23 protein-coding genes are annotated in these 23,379 nt (G+C 64.5%); 2 read left to right on the top strand and 21 right to left on the bottom strand.

The window, feature by feature from the left end:
* The first annotated feature begins 344 nt into the window (after positions 1 to 344).
* Positions 345 to 1,838, top strand: a complete 1,494-nt coding sequence (locus LU684_RS01045; protein WP_070086655.1) for an aldehyde dehydrogenase family protein — start codon at positions 345 to 347, stop codon at positions 1,836 to 1,838.
* A gap of 136 nt (positions 1,839 to 1,974) precedes the next feature.
* Positions 1,975 to 3,288 carry a hypothetical protein gene (locus tag LU684_RS01040; RefSeq protein ID WP_016487331.1) on the top strand — a complete coding sequence of 438 codons (1,314 nt, stop codon included), beginning with the start codon at positions 1,975 to 1,977 and terminating at the stop codon, positions 3,286 to 3,288.
* A gap of 37 nt (positions 3,289 to 3,325) precedes the next feature.
* Here the strand turns inward: LU684_RS01040 and qhpG are convergent, their stop codons facing one another.
* The 21 genes from qhpG to LU684_RS00935 form a co-directional block, all read right to left on the bottom strand.
* Positions 3,326 to 4,618 (bottom strand): flavin-dependent monooxygenase QhpG, encoded by a 1,293-nt coding sequence (gene qhpG / locus LU684_RS01035; RefSeq protein ID WP_096426133.1) that lies wholly within the window; start codon positions 4,616 to 4,618, stop codon positions 3,326 to 3,328.
* Positions 4,611 to 5,288, bottom strand: coding sequence for a subtilisin-like serine protease QhpE (gene qhpE, locus LU684_RS01030; RefSeq protein ID WP_023047185.1), 678 nt, complete (start codon positions 5,286 to 5,288; stop codon positions 4,611 to 4,613). Before qhpE ends, qhpG begins: the two co-directional genes overlap by 8 nt.
* Positions 5,278 to 7,011, bottom strand: a complete 1,734-nt coding sequence (locus tag LU684_RS01025; protein WP_095115273.1) for an ABC transporter ATP-binding protein — start codon at positions 7,009 to 7,011, stop codon at positions 5,278 to 5,280. The genes qhpE and LU684_RS01025 overlap by 11 nt, the downstream gene beginning before the upstream one ends.
* Before the next feature lie 2 nt (positions 7,012 to 7,013).
* Entirely contained in the window at positions 7,014 to 8,924 is a 1,911-nt protein-coding gene (locus LU684_RS01020; protein WP_232894025.1) for a sigma-54-dependent Fis family transcriptional regulator, read from the bottom strand.
* A 249-nt stretch (positions 8,925 to 9,173) separates the two neighbouring features.
* The gene (locus LU684_RS01015) at positions 9,174 to 9,413 is read right to left on the bottom strand and encodes a hypothetical protein (RefSeq protein WP_024717550.1); all 240 of its coding nucleotides are present in this window, start codon (positions 9,411 to 9,413) and stop codon (positions 9,174 to 9,176) included.
* A 444-nt stretch (positions 9,414 to 9,857) separates the two neighbouring features.
* A complete protein-coding gene (locus LU684_RS01010) occupies positions 9,858 to 11,237 on the bottom strand; it encodes a hypothetical protein (RefSeq protein ID WP_232894024.1) in 1,380 nt (459 codons plus the stop codon).
* Between the two features lie 133 nt (positions 11,238 to 11,370).
* A complete protein-coding gene (locus LU684_RS01005) occupies positions 11,371 to 12,222 on the bottom strand; it encodes a CsgG/HfaB family protein (protein WP_232894023.1) in 852 nt (283 codons plus the stop codon).
* A gap of 34 nt (positions 12,223 to 12,256) precedes the next feature.
* Positions 12,257 to 12,670, bottom strand: a complete 414-nt coding sequence (locus tag LU684_RS01000; RefSeq protein ID WP_016487339.1) for a curli assembly protein CsgF — start codon at positions 12,668 to 12,670, stop codon at positions 12,257 to 12,259.
* On the bottom strand, positions 12,667 to 13,068 hold the full coding sequence (gene csgE, locus LU684_RS00995) for a curli production assembly/transport protein CsgE (RefSeq protein WP_016487340.1): 402 nt from the start codon (positions 13,066 to 13,068) through the stop codon (positions 12,667 to 12,669). The genes LU684_RS01000 and csgE overlap by 4 nt, the downstream gene beginning before the upstream one ends.
* A complete protein-coding gene (locus tag LU684_RS00990) occupies positions 13,065 to 13,592 on the bottom strand; it encodes a type II secretion system protein (RefSeq protein ID WP_060517942.1) in 528 nt (175 codons plus the stop codon). Before LU684_RS00990 ends, csgE begins: the two co-directional genes overlap by 4 nt.
* Positions 13,567 to 13,941, bottom strand: coding sequence for a type II secretion system protein (locus tag LU684_RS00985; RefSeq protein ID WP_043197484.1), 375 nt, complete (start codon positions 13,939 to 13,941; stop codon positions 13,567 to 13,569). Before LU684_RS00985 ends, LU684_RS00990 begins: the two co-directional genes overlap by 26 nt.
* Positions 13,942 to 13,946: 5 nt before the next feature.
* A complete protein-coding gene (locus tag LU684_RS00980; protein WP_016487343.1) occupies positions 13,947 to 14,426 on the bottom strand; it encodes a type II secretion system protein in 480 nt (159 codons plus the stop codon).
* Positions 14,423 to 16,288 (bottom strand): secretin N-terminal domain-containing protein, encoded by a 1,866-nt coding sequence (locus tag LU684_RS00975; RefSeq protein ID WP_023049215.1) that lies wholly within the window; start codon positions 16,286 to 16,288, stop codon positions 14,423 to 14,425. The genes LU684_RS00980 and LU684_RS00975 overlap by 4 nt, the downstream gene beginning before the upstream one ends.
* Positions 16,285 to 16,809 (bottom strand): hypothetical protein, encoded by a 525-nt coding sequence (locus LU684_RS00970; RefSeq protein WP_023049216.1) that lies wholly within the window; start codon positions 16,807 to 16,809, stop codon positions 16,285 to 16,287. The genes LU684_RS00975 and LU684_RS00970 overlap by 4 nt, the downstream gene beginning before the upstream one ends.
* Positions 16,809 to 17,372: a type 4a pilus biogenesis protein PilO gene (gene pilO / locus LU684_RS00965; RefSeq protein ID WP_016487346.1), complete on the bottom strand. Its 564-nt coding sequence runs from the start codon at positions 17,370 to 17,372 to the stop codon at positions 16,809 to 16,811. Before pilO ends, LU684_RS00970 begins: the two co-directional genes overlap by 1 nt.
* Positions 17,359 to 17,901 carry a hypothetical protein gene (locus LU684_RS00960; protein ID WP_060517948.1) on the bottom strand — a complete coding sequence of 181 codons (543 nt, stop codon included), beginning with the start codon at positions 17,899 to 17,901 and terminating at the stop codon, positions 17,359 to 17,361. The genes pilO and LU684_RS00960 overlap by 14 nt, the downstream gene beginning before the upstream one ends.
* A gap of 1 nt (position 17,902) precedes the next feature.
* Positions 17,903 to 18,682, bottom strand: a complete 780-nt coding sequence (locus LU684_RS00955) for a hypothetical protein (RefSeq protein ID WP_070086652.1) — start codon at positions 18,680 to 18,682, stop codon at positions 17,903 to 17,905.
* The gene (locus LU684_RS00950; RefSeq protein ID WP_060517950.1) at positions 18,666 to 20,339 is read right to left on the bottom strand and encodes a GspE/PulE family protein; all 1,674 of its coding nucleotides are present in this window, start codon (positions 20,337 to 20,339) and stop codon (positions 18,666 to 18,668) included. The genes LU684_RS00955 and LU684_RS00950 overlap by 17 nt, the downstream gene beginning before the upstream one ends.
* Before the next feature lie 61 nt (positions 20,340 to 20,400).
* Positions 20,401 to 20,934, bottom strand: coding sequence for a response regulator (locus LU684_RS00945; RefSeq protein ID WP_016487349.1), 534 nt, complete (start codon positions 20,932 to 20,934; stop codon positions 20,401 to 20,403).
* A gap of 249 nt (positions 20,935 to 21,183) precedes the next feature.
* Positions 21,184 to 21,825, bottom strand: coding sequence for a SurA N-terminal domain-containing protein (locus LU684_RS00940; RefSeq protein WP_232894022.1), 642 nt, complete (start codon positions 21,823 to 21,825; stop codon positions 21,184 to 21,186).
* A gap of 12 nt (positions 21,826 to 21,837) precedes the next feature.
* Complete coding sequence (locus LU684_RS00935; protein WP_095115259.1) at positions 21,838 to 23,364, bottom strand: ABC transporter substrate-binding protein; 1,527 nt, start codon at positions 23,362 to 23,364, stop codon at positions 21,838 to 21,840.
* Between the last annotated feature and the right edge of the window lie 15 nt (positions 23,365 to 23,379).

Here is a 23,379-nt window from a genome sequence, read left to right as displayed (position 1 = left end):
AGCAAGGATGGCCAATTGCAGCGTGCCATTTCGCGACAGGGTGTTTCATCCTGAGACAGGGGCCTGCCATGCAGGCCTTCGCGGGCATGCCCGCTCCCACAGGTTAACCATTGCCTTGAAGACCTGCGCTGTACCTGCAGGCGCTGGCTTGCCGGCGATTGGCCCTTGAAACCATTGTTTCACCACGGTCTCACACCGTCTCAATGTGCAACAGCGCACGCCTGTAATCCGAACCTTGCATCACGGCAAAACCCAGTCAACTCAATGCCTTGCTGGCATCTGCCCACCTTGGCACGCCCATTGCGCCAGTGCCCTTCACACCCAATGACAAGAGGCACAGCCCCATGCTTTGTGAACTGCCCATCCTGCCCGCCACCCGCGCCTTTCTCGAACGCAAACTGAAGATGCGCATTGGCGCCGACTGGCAGGATGCCGCCAGCGGTCGCACCCTGTCGTTCCGCAACCCGGCCACCGGCGAAGTGCTGGGTGAAGTGCCCGCCGCCGACGCCGAGGATGTCGACCGCGCCGTGCGCGCGGCACGCCAGGCCTTCGACGATTCGCCGTGGAGCCGCCTGCGCCCACGCGAGCGTCAGAACCTGCTGTGGCGCCTGGCCGACCTGATGGAGCGCGACGCTCGCCAGCTGGCCGAACTGGAATGCCTGAACAACGGCAAGAGCGCCGCGGTAGCGCAGGTGATGGACGTGCAACTGGCCATCGACTTTCTGCGCTACATGGCCGGCTGGGCTACCAAGATCGAGGGTAGCACCGTCGAAGCCTCCATGCCGCTGATGCCTAACGACCAGTTCCACGGCTTCGTGCGCCGTGAGGCGGTCGGCGTGGTCGGTGCCATCGTCGCCTGGAACTTCCCGCTGCTGCTGGCCTGCTGGAAGCTTGGTCCGGCCCTGGCCACCGGCTGTACCCTCGTGCTAAAACCCGCAGACGAAACCCCACTGAGTGTGCTGAAGCTGGCGGAACTGGTAGACGAAGCCGGCTACCCGGCAGGCGTATTCAACGTGGTAACCGGCACCGGCCTGAATGCCGGCGCAGCCCTCAGCCGCCATCCCGGCGTAGACAAGCTGACCTTCACCGGCTCTACCGAGGTCGGCAAGCTGATCGGCAAGGCGGCCATGGACAACATGACCCGCGTCACCCTGGAGCTGGGCGGCAAGTCGCCGACCATCGTGATGCCGGACGCCAACCTGCAGGAAGCCGCTGCCGGCGCTGCCACGGCGATCTTCTTCAACCAGGGCCAGGTGTGCTGCGCGGGTTCGCGGCTGTACGTGCACCGCAAGCACTTTGACAACGTGGTGGCCGACATCGCCGGCATCGCCAACGGCATGAAGCTGGGCAACGGGCTGGACCCGGCCGTGCAGATGGGGCCGTTGATTTCGGCCAAGCAACAGGACCGCGTCACCGGCTATATCGAACTTGGTCGCGAGCTGGGTGCGACCATTGCCTGTGGCGGCGAAGGCTTTGGGCCGGGCTACTTCGTCAAACCAACAGTGATCGTCGATGTCGACCAGCGCCACCGCCTGGTGCAGGAAGAAATCTTCGGGCCTGTGCTGGTAGCGATGCCATTCGACGATATCGACCAAGTGATCGGCATGGCCAACGACAACCCCTACGGCCTGGGTGCGAGCATCTGGTCCAACGACCTGGCTGCTGTGCACCGCATGATCCCGCGTATCAAGTCGGGGTCAGTGTGGGTCAACTGCCACAGCGCGCTGGACCCGGCGCTGCCGTTTGGTGGCTACAAGATGTCTGGCGTGGGTCGTGAGATGGGCGCAGCGGCCATCGAGCACTACACCGAGCTGAAGTCGGTGTTGATCAAGCTCTGATCTTCTACCTGTACCGGCCTCTTCGCAGCACAAGGCTGCGCCTACAAGCGCACCCGGTCCCTGTAGGCGCAGCCTTGTGCTGCGAAGAGGCCACCCCAGGCAACCCAAAACAACAACAAAAAACATGGAGCACCCCATGAGGCACTCACTCGCCTGCACGTTGGCCCTGCTGCTCGCCGCACCCGCCAGCCAGGCCCACGCGCTGTACAACCAGAACGGCACCACCCTCAACGCCGACCTCGAAGCCCTGTTCGGCGCCTTCCACAGCGACGAAAGCTTCAATCAGGCCGGCAACCGCCAACCAGGCAGCACCGCCTGGCAGGAGGGTTACGTCAAGTACGGCCTCAGCGCCAGCCAGGCTTTGGCCGATAGCGGCACCCTCTACGGCGCCTTCAACCTGCTAAGTTCCGCCACCTGGGGCGATGGCGACGCCGCCGGCCTGACCTTGGGCGATGAGCGCCGCACCGCCATCGAAGACCTGTACCTGGGCTGGCGCTCGGCCAACCTGTTCCCGGCCCTGGGCGAGGACGGGGTAGACATCTCCGGCGGCCGCCAGGTGGTGACGCTGGGTGACGGCTTCCTGATCCAGGGCGACCCGGTGAACCTGGGCAAGGCCGACCTGGGCGCCAACTTCGACCGCGGTGGTGCCTACTACCTGGCCGCACGCAAAGCCTTCGACCGCACCGCCGTGCTGCGCCTGGGCGGCAAACAGGGTTGGCGCGGCGACCTGATGTGGCTGAAGTCCGATAACCATTACCAGGCCGACACCTCCCTTGCGGTAGCCAACCTGGAACACGTCACCGATGCCGGCACGGTGGGTTTGAGCTGGATCCGCGGCCTGGACGTGGACCAGCGTTACGCACAGATCATGGGCCTGCAACACCGCGACGGCATGGACACCGCCAGCCTGCGCGGGCGGGGCAACCTAGGCGTGAAAGACCTGGAGCTGGCGGGCGAATACGTCACCCAGGACAAGACCGGCGGGCGCGAGAATGCCTGGTACCTGGAGGGCAACTGGACCTTCTCCGAGCTACCATGGACCCCCACCGCCACCTACCGCTACAGCCGCTTCTCGGAAGGCTTCGACCCACTGTTCTACGGCCTGAGCCGGGGCTATGGCACCTGGTTCCAGGGTGAGGTGGCAGCCAACTATGCCGGGCCGTTCAACAAGAACAGCCAGGTGCACCACGTGGCGCTGAAAGGCAAGCCACGGGACAACCTGACCGTCGGCGCGCTGTACTTCGACTTCGATACGCTGGACACCGACCAGGGCAACCTCGGCGGACGGGAGCTGGACCTGTATGTCGAATGGATGGTCAACGACCATCTGCTGATCAGCCCGCTGGTGGGGTTCTACAAGCCTGAGCGCAGTGCGGCCAATGGCGGTACGCAGCTGGGTGGGACGGACACCGGGACCTATATGCAACTGGTGGTCGGGACCTTCTTCTGATTCAAGATTCTGGGGCTGCTTTGCAGCCCCGGCAATCTCAAGCCAAGCCCTGCTCCATCAGCCACCGCCGCACCATCCTCTGCTGTTCACCCGCAAGCCCCGACAACACGGCCTCAACAGGCCGGCCACTACGTATTTCCCGCAGTACAGGCGCCAACTCCACGCCCTGCAAATGCCACACCCCCAACGGCTGATCCGGCGTTACCACCACCTCGGCCGCCTCCACCAGACCGTCCCGCAGCACCGGCCGCCGCTCAACCCGTACGGCCTGCCGGTCAGCCGCCTGATGCAGTGGCTGCGCATCCGGCCAGCTTTGGCGCCTGGCCCAGAACGAGTGCCCCGCCCGCTCCTGCTCCTGCCCGTAGAAATCCCGCCCGATACGGGCAAAGCGCAAGAACAGCTGCTCGACCCGCTGCTGGTGAAACTGGCACGCCAACTCGGCCCGTTCAGGCCTGCGCAGCAACGTATTGATTACCACCGGTGCTTGTAATGCCGAAGACAGCGACTGGAAGATCCCATTGCCCGACAGCGGGTCAACCGCCATCGCCGCATCACCCACCCGTATCCAGTCCTGCCCGACACATTCGCCCGCCAAAATCGCCGTACTGCTGCGCGCATGCACCTGTACTGGCACCCGCGCCCTCTCATCGAACAGCTCGGCCACCAGCGTGCTGCTGGCACGCCGCGCCGCGCAGTAATCTGCCAATCCGAGCTTGCCCGGCAGCCCACCGGCGTCCAGGGTCGCTTGCCAGTAGCAGCGGCCATCTTCCAGGCGGGCCATCCAGGCCCAGCCATCCTCCAGGCTTTCCACTGCCGACGCAGGCGCCCCAGGGCTACCCTGCCAGACGTTGAGCAGGCTGACCGTTTCCGGCCCGCGCAGGCGGTCCGCAGCCAGCGGTGCCTGACGCCCTCGAGCCTCGACGAGAAAATCAGCGATCAGGACTTGCCCATCATCCAGACGGACTTGATGATTGCCCTCATGCGTGACCTCGCGCACCCGCCCCTCAACCACGCTTACACCGGCACGCTGAAGGTCGTCGCGCAGCGCCCGGTCAAACCGTTGCCGATCCAGCAAAAATTCCTGGTTCATTTGCAGGTGCTGGCCGTTCCAGTGCACCTGCCGGGTGGCCGGCATGGCTGCCTGGCTCAAGGCGCCGCCCAGGCCTGCGTGGCGCAAGCCCTCCAATACCCGCACAGAAACACCTTCGACCGCGGCGAACCGGCGCCACTGCGACACCACAGTGACCGCATAGCCCAGGCGCCGCAAGCCGATGGCCGTGGCGGCCCCCGCAGGGCCGGCGCCCAGTACCACAATGCGCGATTCAGTCATGGCTGGCACCTCGTCGCTCCGGGCCGGTGAATGCGGCATTGCTGCGCAACCAGTCGTGCACCCGCTGACAGTTCATACCCGGCTCCTCACGCATCAGCGCCGCGATCCTGCCGCTCAAGGCTGCACAGCCCAAACTCGCGCCTGCCCTGCTACCAGCCCCGACGTAACCGCCAAAGTCCGCCTGCCGGGTGCCAAGCCAGGACCACTGGCCGGGCGCGCAACGGGCATCACCGGTAACCCGGAGCACCCCGGGGTAGCTGGCCGGGTACACCGGCCCACCCTGTGCCGGGCTGGATGCACACAACAGCACACCCGCAGCCAAGGCCTCAGCGCAAGCCTGGTGCAGTACAGGCCGGTCCTGCTGCAAGCCGAGGCTGAGGTTGACCAGCGTTGCCCCCGACTCCACCAGCCACAGCAGTGCGGCCGCCACCTGCAAGGCACTGGTGCTGGCCTGATCGCTGAACACCTGCGCCACCAGCAACGGCACGGGGCCAGCTTCGCGTCGCAGGCCTGCAAGTACTGCACTGCCATGCCCTAGCAGGTCGGGCAGCCTCTCGCCTTCACGCAGCTGGCCGTCTTCCAGCCAGAAACGCCGGGAGCCAAGCAAACCGCTGGCCTGCTCCGGCGAGCAGCCACTGTCGATGATGCCAACGCGCACGTCAGTGGCCATGTTTGACCGCCTCCTGCGCCAGCGCCTGTAGCTGGCCATCATGCAGTTGCAAGTGCAGGTCGGCATCGGCCAGTGTCGACGCACGGTGGCTGATCAGGATCCGGGTGCGGCCGGCGAACAATTGGTCAATGGCCGCGATCACCTCGCGCTCGGTGGCTTCGTCCACCGCCGAGGTGGCCTCGTCCAGCACCAGAATCGCCGGGGCCTGCAGCACTGCGCGGGCAATGGCAATGCGTTGCTTTTGCCCACCAGACAACTGCTGGCCACGCTCGCCCAACAGGCCGTCCAGGCCCAACGGCAGGCTTTCGACCAGGCTATCCAGTCGCGCCAGGCGCACTACGCGCTCCAGTTCTGCACGGCTGGCTTCGGGCACACCGTAGGCCAGGTTTTGCGCCAGGGTGCCACGGAACAGCACGATGTCCTGGCTGACCACCGCGATGCGTCGACGCAGCGCAGCCAGGTCCAGGTCGCGCAAGTCGATGCCATCCAGCAGGATACGCCCGGCGTCCGGGTCATAAAAACGTTGCAGCAGGTCGATCAGGGTCGACTTACCCACCCCCGAAGCCCCCCTGATGGCCACCTTGAGCCCGCCCGGCACGCACACCTGCACATTGCTCAGCACGGCGCCCTGGCGCCCTTCATGGGCAAAGCTCAGCGCCTCCAGGCGCAATTCGCCAGGCCCGTCGGGCATGGGCTGCGGGTGGGCGGCCGGGCGCACGGCCACGGCCTCGCGCTTGAGCTCCATCACCCGCCCCAGGCTCACCGCCATGCGCTGCACCGCCACGTACAGGCCAAGCAGGCTCTGCACCGGGCCGACTGCCATGCCCATGTAGGTGGAAAATGCGATCAGCGCGCCCAATTGCCAGGTCCCCTGAATCACCCACCAGCCGCCAACCAGAAACGCGCAAGCGCGGCACCAGGAGGTAAGCGTGCCGGGGATGGCCTGGGTGAAGAATTCGGTCACCTGCACTTTCAGCAGCTGACGCATGTAGCCCTGGCCAAGTGCGTCCAGGCGCCCTGCCTCGCGGCTTTGCTGGCCGGCCGCCTGGATGAACTTCATCGCCGGCAAGGTCTCGACCAAAAACGACGACACATCCGCCGAACGCTCGCGCAGGCTGCGCACCTCGCGCTCAACCTTGCGCCGCATCCAGCGCAGCCACAGCACCTCGATAGGCACCAGCAGCGCCAGCAACAGCGACAGCTGCCATGACAGCATCAGCATCAACGCCACCGCGCCCACCAGGCCAATGACGGCGGATACAGCCGAGAACAGCGAATCCACGGCAAAGCGCTGGATCTCTGCCACATCGCCATCCAGCCGCGAAAGAATGTCGCCCATGCGCCGCCGCCCATAGAACGTCGGCGACAACTGCTGCAGGTGCCGGTACAGGTCATCACGCAGGGCAAACAGGATGCGCCCGGACAGCCGCGTGTGCAGGTAGCGGTTGACCCCGGCCAGCACCGTGCCCAACAGCCCCGCGCCGATCATGATCGCCGCCATGTGCCAGAGGGTCTGGTAATCCTTGGCCAGCAGCCCCTCGTCAATCAGCGTCTTGACCAGCCAGGGCTGCGCCAGCGCCAGCAGCGAGGCGCCCAGCGACAAGCCGAGCAACAGGCCGATGGCACGTTGATGCGGGCGCACGAAACCATACAGCCAGGCCAACGCCTGGCGCATGAGTGCAGGGTCACTGGAGTCCACCAGCCTTGCGAACAAGGGGCCCATGGTCAGCCGCGCAACTGTTTGAGCTTGCGGTACAGCGTCGCCCGGCTGATCCCCAGTGCCTCGGCCGCGGCAGAAACGTTCCCCTGGTGGCGCGCCAAGGCGCCGCGAATCAATTCCAGTTCGTTGTCCTTCAGGCTGCCGGAGGGCGCCGTGCCGCTGGCCAGTTCGTCCAGCAGGCAATCGGTGAGGTGGTCCAGGGTCAGCACCTGCTCGCCGTCCTCGCGCATGGCCAGCGCCGTGCGCACTACCATTTCCAGCTGGCGAATGTTACCCGGCCAGTCGAAGCCTTCGAGCAACGCGGCCAGTGCCGGGTCCAGGGTTACGCCACGGGCATCGGCCTTGTCCAGCAGGCCCTGGATGATCTGCGCCAGGTCATCACGCTCGCGCAGCGCCGGCAAGCGCAGTGATACGCCGTTGACCCGGTAGTACAGGTCTTCGCGGAAGTGCTGCTCCTGTACCAGGCGTTTGAGGTCGCGGTGGGTGGCGCAGATCAGCGCCACATCAATGTCCTGCTCGTCGCCGGCCCCCAGCGGCGCCACCCGGCGTTCCTGCAATACCCGCAGCAGGCGCGCCTGCAAGGCCAGCGGCATGTCGCCGATTTCGTCAAGGAACAGCGTGCCACCATGAGCCTGCATCAACCGCCCGACCATGCCGCCCCGCCGGGAGCCTGTGAAGGCGCCCTCGCGGTAGCCGAACAGCTCGGACTCGATCAACCCTTCGGGGATGGCGGCGCAATTCACGGCCACAAACGGTTTGTCAGCGCGCGGGCTGGCCTGGTGCAGGGCCCGGGCGACCACTTCCTTGCCGGTACCGGTCTCGCCCAGCAGCAACACCGGCAGGCCATTGCCCAGCCCCTGGCGAGCCATGCGCAGGTTGCGCGCCAACCGTGGGTCACCACCGGCCAGGGCGTCGAGTGCCGGCGACTGCTTGCCCAGCGTCGGCTTGCTGGCCGGCGTGCTGCCATTGACCCGGCCATGGCGCGGCAACTGCAGGGCACGGAAGTAGAACTCGCCCTTGGCCGTTTGCACACTGCTCACCCCGCCCTGCCACAGGCGCGCAATAAACGCGGGTGAGCGTTCGCCGAGCAGATCCGTACTGCGCCGGCCAATCAGCTCGGGGCGCGGCACCTGCAACAATTGGCAGGCACTGTCGTTGGCAGCAAGCACCTCGCCATCAAGGCTCAGTGCCAGCAGGCCATGCCAGGCACTGTTGAGGTATTGCGGGCGGTTGTGGAAGGCCAGCACCAGTTGCTCTGGGTGGCACAAACCGAACAGGCGGCTCTCGATATTGCCGGCGGCCAGCATCAGTGTCGACAGGCTGTCCTGCGGTTGCGCCATTACCCCTTCGCGCGTGATGTCGAGCACGCCGATCACCTCACCACGCGGGTCACGCAGGGGGACCGAGGTGCAGGAAAACGGGCTGAGGCGGTCAAGGTAGTGTTCGCCGCAGTTGATCAGCGTCGGGCGGCCTTCTACAACAGCCGTGCCGATGGCATTGGTGCCGCGCAGCGACTCGCTCCAGCAACTGCCCGGGTGCAAGTCGCGCAGGCCCTCGCGTTGCAGCACATGCTTCTGCCCTTCGATGGCCAGCACATTGGCCTGGGCGTCGCCGAGGATGACGATACCGGCCTTGCCCTGACGCGCGACCAGGTAGTCCAGTTCCGGGGTAACGGCGTCGACCAGCAAGCGGTTGCGCTCCAGCAGCATGCGCAGGTCGTGGCCCTGCGCCAAGCCCAGGCCGACCTGTTCACCCTGCAGGCAATCCAGGCCATGGCCCAGGCTGCGGCGCCACGACGCGTCGATCTCGTCGCGCAGCATGCCCAGCGGCAGCTCGCCTTCGCTGGCCAGCTTCAGCCGGGCCTGGCGGGATTCATGCAGCGGGTCGTGGGCGTTTGTTATTAGTTGTCGCGCCATTTTCTTCTCCGGCTGTGCCCTGCAAGGTGGCGGGGTACGGGCTTGGGAATTTTCCGCAGTGTGCGGGAGAAAAAGCTGGGCGTCATCTGGTTGATGGGTTGAGGGGGGGTGCCCTTGTGTCGCAATCGGGCTGCAAAGCAGCCCCGGAATGTCTGCCATGATGCACATATCGCCGGGGCTGCTCTGCAGCCCGTTCGCGACACGAGGCCGCTCAGAGACCGCGTGATCTTAAGATCGGCGCTTTACCGCTTAAAGTGGGCTTGCCCTCAACCCCTTCACGGTCAACTGTTGCCCCTCTACCCCATCCAGCAGCGCCTCCACCACCGCCTTGGCCGAATCCAGCCCATGGTCGTTGCTCAACAGCAGATCACGACAGGTCCCCTTGGCCAATTCCAACGCCTTGAGGTTTGTCGCAAACGCCCCTTTCAGCAGCGTGGACAGGTGCACTAGCGCATCTTCGTAGTCCACCCCAGAACGCACGGCAAACAGCGGCGGATGGCTGCATTCGCAAGTTGAGAAGCTGGAAGACGCCGTGGTGGCGCGGGCGGGGGGATCAGGTAAGCCTTTTGTCATTGTGTCGCTCCTTGATTCACTGGAGCCGCCACAAATCGCTACCAAACGAAAGGGTGACGGCTGTACGCAGGTTGGTAGACCGGGAATCAAGGAAACCGGCGCGCACGAAGGCGCCCTACGCACAGCCGCCATAAAACGAAACAGCCGGGCACAAAAAAGCGCCAACTGTATCGCAGAGCGGGCGCTTGTGCGCCTTGATTGATCGCGGGCTACCAAACCCGGCTGCTGGATTGACAGCAGCGGGCAAAGACTACCGGGGTCAGGGAAGGGTTTCAAGCTTAGGGCATGTGTAGTAACACTTCTGTTGGCCGCACCGGCCGCTTCGCGGTTTTTCCCACGGTGCGACCAACATAAAGGCTGTTATCGCGCTTGCGCCTGCGTGACTTTCAGGTTGTCTATGACCATTCTCGGGTTCTCGCCATCTTCACTCATATAAAGGTGCAGGATTTCAGGGCCGTCGACCGTAAGTTCATCCGATCCATAATGCATACCTTCACGGTCATTCAGCAGCCTGTGGTTGTCGGTAAACGAGAGATCTCTTGTGCATACATCACTGCAGCCCCAGTCGTAACTGACGCGGCGACGCCCGTTACCAGGCAGTAAAATCTCGGTTGAACCTTCAAACTTGAGATGTTTTGCGCTTATCGAGCTTCCACCGCCCCCGTGCGAGTCATCGCTGACTTCCCCCGTGCCATGCAATATGAATGTCGATCCGTCAACTTTGAATTCTTTTCGCTCACCGATCTGCTCGGATTCAAAATCAACGTCAGAGGTGACGATGGGTCTTCCCACCGCCTGGTCTTCCTCATCGTAGGTAAACTGCATGACCTGGTCCTTTGCCGTAGGAAGCTTGATTCGGATGACAGGAACCGCCTGGCCATAAGCTGCGTGATAACGGGCCTGGTCAAATTGCGCCAGCAATCCCGCTTGCGTTTGCCCCTCCACATAGAAAAATGCATACAAAGGCAAGTCTGCGCCCACGCCAACTTTCCATACGGGGAGCAAAATCTCGTTGTAGCCCATCCATGCGTCTGCGCTCAACCCCGCCCTGACTTTTATCGGCATCTCGAACCACTGCGCCTTCATGTTAGCGGGGGCTTCGCGCAGGTCCCATCCGCAGACTCTGGACTTCACAATGTCATCGTCGCTGTACGTTGCCAGCCACGCATCGGCATCCGTTACACCGACTTTCTGGCACGCATCGGTGGTGGCTTCAAACCCGTCTTGCGGTCCGCACCCGTTCGCCGTATCGCGGTTGTCCGTTCCGCCATCTATTGGGAACGTGCACAACACCTCAAGATCGCGAATCTTGTTGTGCGGGATGGCCTGCAGTGGCGGAAACAAAAAACCATTGAAGCGTTCCGCCGCCCTGCCAAAGTTTGTATCGCGGCGCGCCCAGGAAAACGCGATGGCGCCTTTGTCCAGGTGCTTCTGGCTCGGGTCCCAAGGTAGAAAGTCTGGGCTGAAGCCCGTGGCACGCATTTCGATACCGCTGCACAGGTAACTCGGTTTATCAGGGCCGCCGCAGTCTTCGGTAACGGAGTCATACCAAACCTTGAGTTGCGCGATTACCTGCTCCCCGCGCTTGTTCAGCGCGGTCAACTGCTGAGACTTGGCTGTTTCACTTATCAATAACTGGGTCTGTGCGACTGGGCGGGGAGCCTGCACAAAGGGCGTGTGCGCCCCGCAACCGACCAAACTACCAATGATTAAAAACAGCAGCCACATTCGAGTCAGCATCACCAAGCACCTTTTCCAAATAGTCTCAGCCTGCACATTCAGATAGGTCACAGGCGTTGGTGCTATTTGCTCACAGGAAAAAAGTGATGCCTACTGGCAGTTCTATCAGGAGCCGCAGGGGCTGTCAGGCCAGTCAAGGCTGCTGATTCTGGCTCAGAAACTTGTCCACCGTAGCGTTGCCCTGCCCCGCATCCCCCGCCACCTGCCACAGCCGCCATTCAATCCCTTGCGCCAGCAAGTGCCCCACCGCCGATTCAATCGCCGACAGCACGCACAGCTGTGCCGGTTCGTTGGTGGTATAGCCCACCTCAGCTTCCAGCAGCTTCTTGAACTCGATGAACTTGAACACCCCGGCGCTGCGGCCGACCGAATAGATGGTCTTGCTGGTCATCACGTTGGCCAGCACCTGCCCGGTGCGCACATCCACCGCGCGCAGGTTCACGGTCACCTGGTCCACCCGGTACTCGCGGGAAATGTCTATCCCCAGGTAGCGGGCGCCTTCGCCGCCGCTGCGCACGTTGGTGTCGTAGGCGATGATGCCGCCCTCCAGCATCAGGTTGGCGGCCTGCAGCGGTGGCAGTTCGCCCATGATGTTTTCCGCTACATCCGGCTTTTTCTGCGAAGCACGGATGATCTTGCGCTCGGTCAGCAGGTTCTGCAGCCCTTCACGCTCCAGCACCACGAACCAGCCGCTGGCGCTCAGGGCATCCATCAGCATGCTGGCTGCACCCTGGGTGACACTGGTGGAGAACGAACTGGCCGGGGTGGGTTTGTACTGCCCGGTCTGGTCACGGAAGCCATACACCACTGCCATCAGCCGGCCTTTGGGCCGTGGCATGTTGATCAGGTCGTAGTAAGTCGAGGCGCGTGGGGTCAGGGTCGGGGTTTCCGAGTCCTGTTCGGCCGACATGGGTTCGCGCAGGCTGCAACCACTTTGCAGGCCCAGGGCGGTGAGGATCAGCAGCGTGCTCAGCAGACGTTTCATGGTGTTCTCTCCCCAACATAAAAGCCCTTCCCTCTCAGGGGTTCAGGCCGCTGACCTCAATGATCGAAATCTCGCCTGTGGCACGATCGGTGACCTTGATGCTCAAGGCCCCGGAATCGTCGATGACGTCGATGAGAAACGCGTCGGTCGCCATGCTGCCGGTGCTGCCGTTACTGATGTTGTCCAGCAACTGCGACAACATCCGCGACTCCAGCTGGTTGCTGAAGCGCTCCAGGGCCGTGGTGCCGGTAAAGGCCGAGGCACGGTCCTTGAGGTCGGGGTCGTCGTAGTCGTTCTGCGCCTGGGCGTTGTTCAGCAGCCAGGTGCCGTTCAACGGGTTGCCGCCAAAGGCCGGGTTGACCGGGGTGTACACCAGCTCGGTGGCCTGGGCAGCGCAAGCGCTGGCCAGCAGGCAGGCGGCAATGCAACGTGGAATGCGGTGGTTCATAGCTCGTCCCTCTCCAAGTCGGTGGTGTCCTGTAGCAGGCGTTGCAGCTTGCGTTGAATGATTTGCTGCTTGACCAGGTCGGCGGCTGCCACGGCCTCGTCTTTGAGCTCGGTGGTGTTCGGTGGCAGAAAGCGGCGGTACATCACCTCACGCTCGAACTCCACGGTGACCAGGCTGCCCCAGCGGGCATCCGGGCGTTCGCGTACCACCAGGTTGAAGTCCAGGCGGCTGGTGGCACGCAGGCGGTCGGCGAAGTAGTAGTAAAAGTCGTGGCCGATGTGCGAGATGGTGTTGTCGACGATAAAACCCTGCATCTCGTCTTCAACACCCGCCTTGGCCGAGGTGGCCAGCCCCGCCATCAGCAGCAGGCTCAGGCATAACGCAGCCAGGCGGCTCATGGCGTATCTCCCGGGCCTGCATGGGTCTGCACGCCGCCTGCACTGTCGGTAAACGCCTGCTCGGCAACGAACTGCCAGTCGCTGTAGTGCTCCAGCCCTTCAAAACCACTCCATTCGGCGCTGAAGCCACTGCGCTTGAACGGGGTAGCGTCCGAGCGGCTGTGCACCCCGGTGATGCGGCCGTCGATCGAGCGCAGCAGGCCCCACTCGTCGCTGTTGGTAATGGGGTCGGGGTACAGCCGACGAATGTGCCGCTGGGCCTGCGGAAAGCGGTTGTCCTGCAGCAGGTCGGCCAGCGCCTGCGGGTACTGGGCCAGGCCCGGCGAGGCACGGTAGTAGCTGCGCAAGGCCTGGGCGTACTGGCTGCCCACCCACAGCAGCTGGCGCTCGCGATCACGCTGGGCGGCGCTGGCCCAGATCGTGCCAGTGGCGGCCAGGGCCACGCTGCTGACCGCAATCAGTAGCAGCACACCCAGGTAGGTGAAGCCGCGATCGGCCTTACCATTCAGCGAAGAGGCTGCCATCACGCGCCCTCCCTGTGGCACCGCTCTTGATATCCGCCACGCCGCCGGCCACGCCTTCGGGCGGTGGCACCAGTTGCCAGGCATCGCTGCGCTCGGTGATCGGGTCGACCGGGGTGTTGCGCAGGTAACGTTGCTCCACCAACTGCTCCAGCGAGTCTGGGTAGTGGCCGGTGTCGCCGTAGTAGTGGTCAAGTGACTCGCGCAGCACCGCCAGGCTTTGGCGCAGGGTGGCTTCGCGGGAGCTTTCCAGGCTGTTGAAGTAGCGCGGCATGGCAATGGTCAGCAGCGTGGCGATGATCGCCATGACCACCAGCAGTTCGATCAGGGTGAAGCCTTTGCTGCGTTTCATGGCTGTCACCATTGCCCGTAGGGAATGTTGTTGAGGCCTTTGCCGCGGGCCCTGGAATACACGTCAAACACGTCTTCGCCTTCACGCGGGCTGTCGGGGCTGCTGTCGTAGGCGCGCAGACCCCAGCCGCCTTGGTCTTCATCCTTGGCCGCCAGCAGCGGGTCATGCGGGATGCGCCGCAGAAAGTAGAACTTGGCGCCCTTGGCACTGCGCACATCGCGCACACCGTCCACCAGTACCTGCAGGTTCGGCGGATAGCCACTGGCGTCCAGGCGCTTTTCGATGTAGCCAGCATCGAACGCCCGCTTGTAGGCATCGATGGCATCGCGTATCTGGTACAGCGCCTCGCGCAGTTGCTGCTCCTTGCCACGGCGGACCACGGTTTCGGTCAACGGCGCGGCCATGCTGGCCAGCAGCCCGAGCAGTGCCAGGGTCAGCACCACTTCGATCAGGCTGAAACCCTGCAGGTGGCGGCGCGCTTTCATGGCCGTGGGCTGCCGTTGACCGGGGCGACCGCCATCTGGCTGTCGACCACGGGCGCGTCGGTGGCCGGCGCATTGCCGGGCACCTCCATCGGCGGTAGCGGTGCCATCTGGCGCACCTGCATGGCCGACTCGGTACCGGTGGAAAACTCCATGTCCGACGGGCTCTGGTACGGCAGGTTGCGCACGATGCGCGGGGTGATCGCCAGCACCAGCTCAGACTTGCTCATGTCGTCCTTGTTGCTGCCGAACAGCCGGCCCAGGCCGGGGATATCTCCCAGCCCCGGGATCTTGTTGCCGCTGGCGTTGTGGTCGTTGCGCACGAGGCCCGCCAATACCTGGGTTTCGCCATCGTGCAGGCGCAGGGTGGTCTGGGCGTTGCGGGTATCGACCTGGACCGGGATGGTGCCCTGGCGGGTAGCCTCCAGCGGGGTGGCGTTGCTGACTTCCAGGGCCACCTTGATCGCCACTTCGTTGTTCAGGTGCACGGTGGGCTGCACTTCAAGCTTCAGGCCCACGTCCAGGTAGGTGACACTTTCGGTAATCACCGGGCCCTGGGTGGACGGCACCGACGTGGCGCTGATGATCGGCACGCGCTGGCCGATGTGAATGCGTGCCTGCTCACGGTTGCTGACGCGGATCACCGGGCTGGCCAGGGTATTGATGTCCTTGTCCTGGGCGTTGATCTTGGCCTGTGGGGCCGGCGAGATGCTGATGCGGCTGGAATCGATGCCGCGCAGCTGGTCGAGCACGCTCACCGACTTGCCGTCGGACGTCAGCACGCCGAAGGTGTTGGGCCACTGCAGGCCAAGGTCGAGGATGCGCGAGGTAGCCACTTCCATCACCTCCACCTCCAGTACCACCTCGGGGTTGGACTGGTCCTGCGACTGCAGCAGCTTCTCGGCCATGCGCACGGCATCGGGGGTGTCGCGCATGGTCAGGGTGTTGAGGCGCTCGTCCACGAACACGTCGCGGGTCTTGAGCATGGTCTTGACCATGTTCAGCGCGGTGTTGGCGTCGATGCTGGTGAGGTAGAAGGTGCGCATGACCAGTTCCTGGTAGTCCTTGGTCTTCTGCGGCGAGTCGGGGTAGACCATCAGGGTGTTGTCATTGACGATCTTCTGGCGCAACTGGTTTTGCTCCAGCAGCAGCGCCACCGCGTCCTCGATACGCACTTCACGCACGAAGATGGTGGCCTTCATGTCCGGGCGCAGGTCTTTGTCGAAGATGAAATTGATGCCGGCAACCTGGGACAGCACTTCGAAAATGGTCTTCAGGTTGGCATCGCGAAATTCCAGGGTAACCGGCCGATCCAGCTTGCTGCGCAGCTGCGGAAAGGGCTGCGCGGTGCGCGCCTGGACGTTCTCGATGTCGCTGCGCAGGGCAATGCCCTTCTGGTTTTGCGGGTCCAGGCGCAGCACTTCGCGCATGTAGCGCTCGGCGCCGAACAGGTCGCCCTGGCGCAATGCTGCCTGGCCCAGGGCCACGCGCTCGTCCAGGGTTCGGATCAGCTCCAGCTGGCGCGTACCTTCCTGGGCACGGCGGTTGTTCGGCTCCAGGGTCAGCACCCGGCCATAGCCCATGCGGGCGTTGGCAAAGTCATGGCGGATGCGGTCGGCATCGGCCTGGGTCAGCAGTGCCTCCACGGCGGCCTGGCGGCTGTGGGCCAGGGCGATGTTCAGCTCGGTGTCACGCGGGTCATCGCGCAGGGCCTCTTCCAGCCGGGCAATGCCAGCTTCGTACTGGCCCTCCTTCATCAACTGGTCGCTGTCATTGCGTACCGCGCTGGAGCCGCAGCCGGCAATGGCCACGCACAACGCCAAAAGCAGGAACGGAGCAGGCTTGCACAGCTTTGACGACTTCATGGTGCGCTCCCGACAGACAAGGTCTGTGACTGGTGCAAAGGCAGGTAGACCAGGTTCAGCTCACTGGCCGATACCCGATCGAGGCGATAGGTGTCTTCGATGACGTCGCCCTGGCGCACGACGTAGAGTTTTTCGCCGCTCTGCAGAAAGATCTGCAGATCGTCGTTGTTACCCATGCGGCCGATGAACTGGAACGGTAGCGCCGGCGCGGTCGGCGCTGCGGCCACGATGGGCGCGACAGCCACGGGTTGTTCGGTGACGGTGGCCAGGGCTTGGGGTTTGCTCCATTGCTGGGTTGGGAACAGATCTCTGGAGGCCTGTTCCGGCCCTTTCGCGGCTAAAGCCGCTGCCACAGGTTCGGCGTTGCCCACAACGCCTGTGGGAGCGGCGGCGCGGCGATCCGACTTGCCCGCGAAGGTCGCAACGCTGTCTTCCTGGCCGAACCAGTGCCCGGGTGCCCAGGCGATGGCTGCGCTCACGCCAAGAAAGCTGGCCCAGATCACTGCACGTTGTGTGTTCATCATGACCTCGACAGGTAAAGGGTCATGCGCAGGCGGGCATTCAGCTCGCTGTCGCCGATGCGTTTGCGTTGCAGCTCAAGGTCTTCCAGCACCACGGTCGGCAGCTGCTTCAGCAGGCTTTTGAGAAAGCCGCGAATCTGCGGGTAGCTGCCGCGCACCGGCAGCACGATCTGGTAGCGCGCCAGCTGGGTCTTGGGATCAATGCCCAGGGCGTACTCACCGCGCGCCAGGCTGATGTGCTCGGCGCTGGCCAGGTGGTACAGGCGCTCGATCAGCTCGCTGGCCTGGGGCTGCCCCGGCAGTTGCTGGCGAAGGCTGTCGAGGGCTTGCTGCTCGGGCTTGACGGCGATCTTCACCTCGCCACGCTTGACCCGCTCGACCTGGACGCTGGCGTCCGCTTCGGTGGCGCGCAGTTCGCGCACGCTTTGCCACTGCGGCAGCACCCCGGCGCACACCACGCCCACCACCAGCAGGCCCACGGCGGCGGCAGCCAGGCCAACCGGGCCGATGCGGTGGAGGCGTTCCTGAAGGATAAGGCTGTTCAGTGATTCAAGGGCGGGCATGGCCGGTCTCCCAGGTCGCAGTGAGGGTGAAGCGCACCGGGTGCTCAGGCTGCGCGGCCAACACCTCGTGGTTCAGCAGCGATACATCGCTGAGCTCGTCGCTGGCTTCCAGCCGCTGGTGGTACTGCAGCATCGCCTCGAGGTTGCGTGCTTCAGCGGCGATGCGAACCTGGCCTTTACGCGCGTCCGGGGTCAGGCCAAGCAGCGCGACATCGTCTTGCGGCAAGGCTTCGAGCATGGCGAACAGCTGCTGCCATGGGCGTTGCAGTTGTTGCGACACACTGCGCATCTGTGCCAATCGCTCGGTCTGCTCACGGCTGGCAGCGGTACTTAGCGGGGCAGTGGTAGCCGGGCGGCGGCCCAGTTGCAGCTCCAGGCTGTGCACGCTGGCCTCAAGGTCTGCCTGCTCGGCCTGCAATTGCTGTTGCAGCAGCACCAGGCCGGCGACCATGGCGCAGCCCAGGGCCAGCAGCGACCAGGCCAGCGGGCCGCTGCGCCGGGGCTGGAAGTCCAGTTCAAGGCGGCGCATGTCAGGCCACCGCCCGCCACATGGCGCACAGGGGGTCGGCTTCGCTGGCCGGCTGGCACAGCTGCACCGCCGCCAGTTGCGGCACGTCGCCCCGGCCCGGGGCATGCAGGTACACCCGTGGCAGGTGCTCGCCATACAGCTCGCAGGTGCGCTCGATCAGTGCTTGCAGGGCCTGGTCGCTGTCGGCGCAACCTTGCGTCAGCACTTGCTGCCAGGCGCCGCCGGCAGCCAGCAACAGCACGCTGCGGCGCGGCTCGGCCAGCACGAACAGGAAGTCGCCCTGCTGCAGCTGTGGCGAGCAGCGGTTGTAGGCGGCCATCAGGTACGGTTGCACCGAGCGCAGGCTCAGGCGGCTTTCCCGGCCCAGCGCCTGCAACCGTTGCAGCAGTGCGTCGGGCAGCGCTGTAGCGATGCGGGCGGCGCCGGCAGGCTCGGGCGACAGCACGATGCGCCAGTCGTCCAGCGGCTGGCCGTAGAGGTTTTCGAAGCAGGCCCGGGCGTAGGCGTCCAGCTCGCGCGGGTGGCCGATGGCATCACTCCATGGCACCAGGCAGAAGCGGCTGTAGCGGGCCGACAGCAGCACCCGCAACTGGGCGCCACGTACGGCGTGCTCGGCCAACAGACCGGCCAGCGCGTCGACGGCGGGTTCCCAGGCGGGCTGGGCGCCATCGCAACTGAACCCGCGGGTGCCCAGCCACTGGTGTTGGTGTTTGTGCCAGCAACCCAAGCCGACACCCTCGGCGCCCAAAACAGCGCAGAAACGATCAGATGAATGTGACACGGTTGATCTCCTCAAGGGTGGTGCGGCCGTCGCGGACCAGGTCCAGGGCCGAGGCCCGCAGCAGGCGCAGGCCGCGCTGGCAGGCGAGTGTCTTGATTTGCGACAGGGGGCGGCGCTCGACAATCATTTGCCGCAAGTCGTCATCCAGGTGCAGCAGTTCCGCGATCGCGCTGCGGCCGCGAAAGCCACTGCCACGGCACTGGCCGCAACCCTGCACGCGAACGAACCTCCAGCCGGCCACGCCTTCACGGCTCAGGCCCGAGCCATACAGGGTGTCGTCATCCACTTCGCAGGGGCTGGAGCAATGCGGGCAAGCCAGGCGGATCAGGCGCTGGGCCAACACTGCGTTCAATGCGGAGACGAAGCTGTAGGGGTCGACCTGCATCTGGCTGAAGCGGCCAATCACGTCGAACACGTTGTTGGCGTGGATGGTAGTGAACACCAGGTGGCCGGTCAGCGCCGACTGCACAGCAATTTGCGCGGTGTCCGGGTCGCGGATCTCACCGACCAGGATCTTGTCCGGGTCGTGACGCAAGATCGAGCGCAAGCCGCGGGCGAAGGTCAGGCCCTTCTTCTCGTTGACCGGGATCTGCAACACGCCGGGCAGCTGGTACTCGACCGGGTCTTCGATGGTGATGATCTTGTCTACGCCATGGTTGATCTCGCTGATCATGGCGTACAGGGTGGTGGTCTTGCCGCTGCCGGTGGGGCCGGTCACCAGGATCATGCCGTAAGGTTCAGCGGCCAGCCGGCGCAGGGCGCGCAGGGTTTCGTCGGCAAAGCCCAGGGCTTGCAACTGCACGCCACTGACCCGGTCGGACAAGTCCTGCTTGTCGAGCACCCGCAGTACGGCATCTTCACCAAAGATGCTAGGCATGATCGATACACGGAAGTCGATCTGCCGGTCGCCCACGGCAACCTTGAAGCGGCCGTCCTGGGGCACGCGTTTTTCGCCGATGTCCAGTTCGGCCATGACCTTGATGCGCGAGATGACCTGGTCGGCAAAGGCACTGCCACTGGCTTTGCCAGCGCCGTTTAGCACACCGTCGATGCGGTACTTGATGGTCAGGCCCTGGCCGGTCATGCCCAGGTGGATGTCGCTGGCGTGCAGCTTGAGGGCGTCGTACAGGGTGGCGTTGACCAGCTTGACCACGCGGCTCTGGTCTTCGCTGATGCTGGCCAGCGACAGGCGCTGCAGCGGGTCGCCTTCGCTGCTGGCCTCGGCGTCATGGTCAAGGGCGTCCACGGCGTGGAAGCTTTCTTCATGGCGGGCCAGGAACGTGGCCAGTTCGGCGGGGTGCGCCAAGTATAACGGCGCACCTTGCAGCACATCGTCGATCCAGGCCAGGCGGGCGGGGTCGAAGGGGTCGGCGAAAACGCCCAACAGCTGGCCGCCCTGCTCGATCAACACGAATTCGCGCTTCAGGCACGCGGCGAGGCTGACCTTGTCAAAGCGCGGGCTGCTGGCCAGCAAGGTGTGGCTGGCCAGTACCGGGTAGTGCAGGGTCAGGCCCAGGCGCTGGATGAAGGTGTCGGGGCTGTCGCAGGCAAGGCGCTCGAGGCAGCTGAGCAAGCGCTCGTCGCTGGCTTGCAGGCGGGCCTGGGCCAGCAGGTCGCGGGGGTAGGCTGAGACTGTTGCATCGAATGCTTCTGGCATGGCCTGCGACTCCGCTCAGGGGGCGCGTCGCAGGCTGGCTCAGCCAGGGATGCGGGCGCCGCTATTCCCCTGTGAGCAGTTGATCGTCGTCGGGCCTCGGGGGCTTGCCGCCATTACACCGGCGCTCAGCCAACACCCAGCTTCCATCGTACAACTGCAGGGGGAACGATTCGTTCCTGTTCTGGCGTCGTTCGACGAACCCGTCAGCCGGGTTGTCCGTGGCCCTGCGCCGGCGCTCGATGCCCATCAGGTCGAAGATCGCACGGGCCAGTTCCACCAGTGGAAACGGCTTGAACAGGACATGGCTCACACCCAGCTCGGCGGCTCGCTCACGCACCTCGACGGTGGGGTGGGCGGTAATCAGCATGAAGTGGCACTGCCTGTTCTTGCGTACAGCCTCCAGAACCTGAAAACCTTCCATGTCGGGCAAGCGGTAATCCAGCACGATGACTTGTGGGACCAGGCGTTCAGCCTGCTCGATACCACTGGCACCGTCGTGGGCAACATGAACTTCCAGGCCTTGCGCCTGCAGGTACGCTTGCAGGTTCTGCGCAAGAGTCTGTTCGTCATCGACTACCAATACTCTGTTCACCAAGGTCGACTCCCAAGAACTGCCCGGTTACCCGGTCTGCGAAGTGCGCCCTTGTAAAGGCTTGAGCAGGCTTCGTGCCAGGCGTGAAAAGTCATGTTGCGCCGTTGTAACTCATTGATTCGCTGAGGGTGCTGGCCAGCATCTGATACGCAGCAGGTAGCCGCACCCGCCCAGTTCCCCACAAGCGGGGAAAATGATGGCACATTGCCAAACCGTAAATCCCCAGCATTGGGGGAAACGCTATAAGGGGCCTCAGTCCGCGATCTCAACTGTAGCCGAAGCACGCAAACGTTGGCGCACAGACTGGCGCGCTTGCGCCTGCCGCTGATCGACAAGCGCAGCCCTGGCCAAGGCCAGGCCCTGTTCACGTATGACTGAAGGCTTATCATTTTGGTTCTGCGCTCCTTGCAGTCTTTCCTGGTTGGCATCATAGAACGCCTGCACTTCAGCCTGGCTCGGTGCTTCGACTGCGCTGAGCTGGGCATACACCTGCCGGGCCGCCATGTCTCGCCGGGTGTATTCACTGTACTGTGCCCTATCGAAGCCCGCCTGCGCCAGACGCCGTTCGAAAATGGCCGGGCTGCCGAACGCGGCTTCTACCTCGCCGACATGCGCCGACACCTGCTCGTCGCTGATGACGATGCCTTGGCGCCGCGCCTCCTGCCACAGCAGCTCCTTGTCGATCAGTTCGTCCAGGGCCTGATCGCGCAGGCGCTTGTACAGGCCCGGGTTGCGGATGCTTGTCACCGCGCGGCCCTGGGCGTCCAGGTACTCACTGAAATAGCGTTCCAGGCGCGTCAACCCGATCTCCACGCCATTGACCCGAGCCGCCGGTACATCGGCCCAGCTCGGCCCGGCCATTACCAGCAACAGGCACAGCAGCACACTACGCATGGCAACCTCCGCTCAAGGGCTGTCCGGCACCGGCCGGTACGGGGTGACTGCGGTGAAGTGCGGCCCGGGCAGGGCCACCGCCACCACATGGGCACCGGCCATGCCCTGGCGGCGACCGGGGCCAAAGCCCAGCGCCGGGGTCAGGCCGGTAGACACATCGTGCAGGCCTTCCAGTGCGCCAATCAGTTGCTCGCGACTGGCATCACGGCCGATCTGCTTGAGCGCTTCGCTCAGCAGGCGCAACGCGCACAGGGTATTGACCTGCAACGACGCCTGGCGTGGGTCCAGACCTTGGCGCTGCTGTAGCCCGGCGAGGGTAGCCAGGCCTTGCTCGGTCCAGTCTTCGGGTACATAGGGATAGGCCAGAAACACCCGTTGCGACCATTGTTCGGGCAAGCGCGCCACGGCGCTGGCCACTTGGCTGGACGCGGCGAACAGGTACGGCTTGCGGCCTGCTGCCTGCAATGCCGTCGCCAGTTCGGCAAATGCCTGGGCACGGCCCAGGAATACAATTCCCTGCCCCTCCACGGCCTTGCCATCGAAGGCCTCAATGGTGGGGGGCGCCCAGCCTTGCTGCAACAGCCGCTCGCGTACCTGCTCGGCCGCGGCTGCCTGCTCGTTGCCGGCGTACACCACGCGCAAATCGCCCGGTGCCAGGCCCAAGGCTGCTCGGGCGTGGCCAGCCAGGCTCAGCAGTTGCGTAGGCAGGCCAGGCAGTGGGTCGAATATCTGTGCGCTGCCACCACTGCGCGGGGTGCTGCCGATCAGGGGCACATTCTGCGGTGCCAGCAAGGAGGCCAAACGCAGGTCGAGCATCGGTGCCAAGGGAGAAATCAGGGCGAACACGCGCTCGCGCTCCAGCAACTGCTGCAAGGCTTGCTCGGCGCTGGCCGGGTCTTCACCCGGGTCCAGCACGACCAGTTGCAGACGCCGCCCGTGAATGCCGCCTTGCTGATTGAGTTGCGCCAGCCCGTCTTCCAGCACCGCGCGTACCACCAGCCCGACCTCGGCCAGCGGCCCGGAGGCAGGCAGCAAGGTGCCCAGGCGCAGTACGCCCTCCTCTATGCCGGGGTCGCGCTCCTCGGCCAGGCGCTTGAGGTAGGCGGTAAGGTTGCGCTGGTCGGCCATGGTCAGTTCGAAGCGTGGCATGGCCGGGTCCAGGCGGTTGCCAGCCGGGTCTACACCCTGCTGGATGGCCCTGGCCAGGCTGCGGTCGGTATAAGCCGGGTAGCTGCGGCCGTTGGCTTCGCGTGCGCCCTGGCCTTGTGCCAGGCGTTGCCAGTCCAGGTTGGGTGGGCGCACGCCGCCTTCGGCGCGGCCACGGCCGTCGTTGCCGTGGCAGCTGGCGCAGGGCAGCACGCTGGCGGGCACACTGATGTCGCTGGCGCCGACCCGGGCCTGCAATTGTGCATCGCTGCTGGAGACCCCTTCGCGGTAGAGGCGTTTGCCGGCTTGTTCGTTGGCAGTGAGATCAAAGGCCAGGGCTGAACTGCAGAGGCTGACACTGACGAGCAACACCATAAATTTTGCAGTGTTCATGCCGGCCTCTTCGCG

Source organism: Pseudomonas sp. NMI542_15 (assembly GCF_021283425.1).
Classification (GTDB): domain Bacteria; phylum Pseudomonadota; class Gammaproteobacteria; order Pseudomonadales; family Pseudomonadaceae; genus Aquipseudomonas; species Aquipseudomonas fortuita.
Note: the sequence above shows the minus strand (reverse complement) of the source record. Positions and strands in the feature narration are given on the sequence as shown.

Excerpts from the sequence above, each read along its gene's own strand:
- LU684_RS01045 (WP_070086655.1), top strand. The coding sequence starts at position 345 with ATGCTTTGTGAACTGCCCATCCTGCCCGCCACCCGCGCCTTTCTCGAA.
- LU684_RS01040 (WP_016487331.1), top strand. The coding sequence starts at position 1,975 with ATGAGGCACTCACTCGCCTGCACGTTGGCCCTGCTGCTCGCCGCACCC.
- qhpG (WP_096426133.1), bottom strand. The coding sequence starts at position 4,618 with ATGACTGAATCGCGCATTGTGGTACTGGGCGCCGGCCCTGCGGGGGCC.
- qhpE (WP_023047185.1), bottom strand. The coding sequence starts at position 5,288 with ATGGCCACTGACGTGCGCGTTGGCATCATCGACAGTGGCTGCTCGCCG.
- LU684_RS01025 (WP_095115273.1), bottom strand. The coding sequence starts at position 7,011 with ATGGGCCCCTTGTTCGCAAGGCTGGTGGACTCCAGTGACCCTGCACTC.
- LU684_RS01020 (WP_232894025.1), bottom strand. The coding sequence starts at position 8,924 with ATGGCGCGACAACTAATAACAAACGCCCACGACCCGCTGCATGAATCC.
- LU684_RS01010 (WP_232894024.1), bottom strand. The coding sequence starts at position 11,237 with ATGCTGACTCGAATGTGGCTGCTGTTTTTAATCATTGGTAGTTTGGTC.
- LU684_RS01005 (WP_232894023.1), bottom strand. The coding sequence starts at position 12,222 with ATGAAACGTCTGCTGAGCACGCTGCTGATCCTCACCGCCCTGGGCCTG.
- LU684_RS01000 (WP_016487339.1), bottom strand. The coding sequence starts at position 12,670 with ATGAACCACCGCATTCCACGTTGCATTGCCGCCTGCCTGCTGGCCAGC.
- csgE (WP_016487340.1), bottom strand. The coding sequence starts at position 13,068 with ATGAGCCGCCTGGCTGCGTTATGCCTGAGCCTGCTGCTGATGGCGGGG.
- LU684_RS00990 (WP_060517942.1), bottom strand. The coding sequence starts at position 13,592 with ATGGCAGCCTCTTCGCTGAATGGTAAGGCCGATCGCGGCTTCACCTAC.
- LU684_RS00985 (WP_043197484.1), bottom strand. The coding sequence starts at position 13,941 with ATGAAACGCAGCAAAGGCTTCACCCTGATCGAACTGCTGGTGGTCATG.
- LU684_RS00980 (WP_016487343.1), bottom strand. The coding sequence starts at position 14,426 with ATGAAAGCGCGCCGCCACCTGCAGGGTTTCAGCCTGATCGAAGTGGTG.
- LU684_RS00975 (WP_023049215.1), bottom strand. The coding sequence starts at position 16,288 with ATGAAGTCGTCAAAGCTGTGCAAGCCTGCTCCGTTCCTGCTTTTGGCG.
- LU684_RS00970 (WP_023049216.1), bottom strand. The coding sequence starts at position 16,809 with ATGAACACACAACGTGCAGTGATCTGGGCCAGCTTTCTTGGCGTGAGC.
- pilO (WP_016487346.1), bottom strand. The coding sequence starts at position 17,372 with ATGCCCGCCCTTGAATCACTGAACAGCCTTATCCTTCAGGAACGCCTC.
- LU684_RS00960 (WP_060517948.1), bottom strand. The coding sequence starts at position 17,901 with ATGCGCCGCCTTGAACTGGACTTCCAGCCCCGGCGCAGCGGCCCGCTG.
- LU684_RS00950 (WP_060517950.1), bottom strand. The coding sequence starts at position 20,339 with ATGCCAGAAGCATTCGATGCAACAGTCTCAGCCTACCCCCGCGACCTG.
- LU684_RS00940 (WP_232894022.1), bottom strand. The coding sequence starts at position 21,825 with ATGCGTAGTGTGCTGCTGTGCCTGTTGCTGGTAATGGCCGGGCCGAGC.
- LU684_RS00935 (WP_095115259.1), bottom strand. The coding sequence starts at position 23,364 with ATGAACACTGCAAAATTTATGGTGTTGCTCGTCAGTGTCAGCCTCTGC.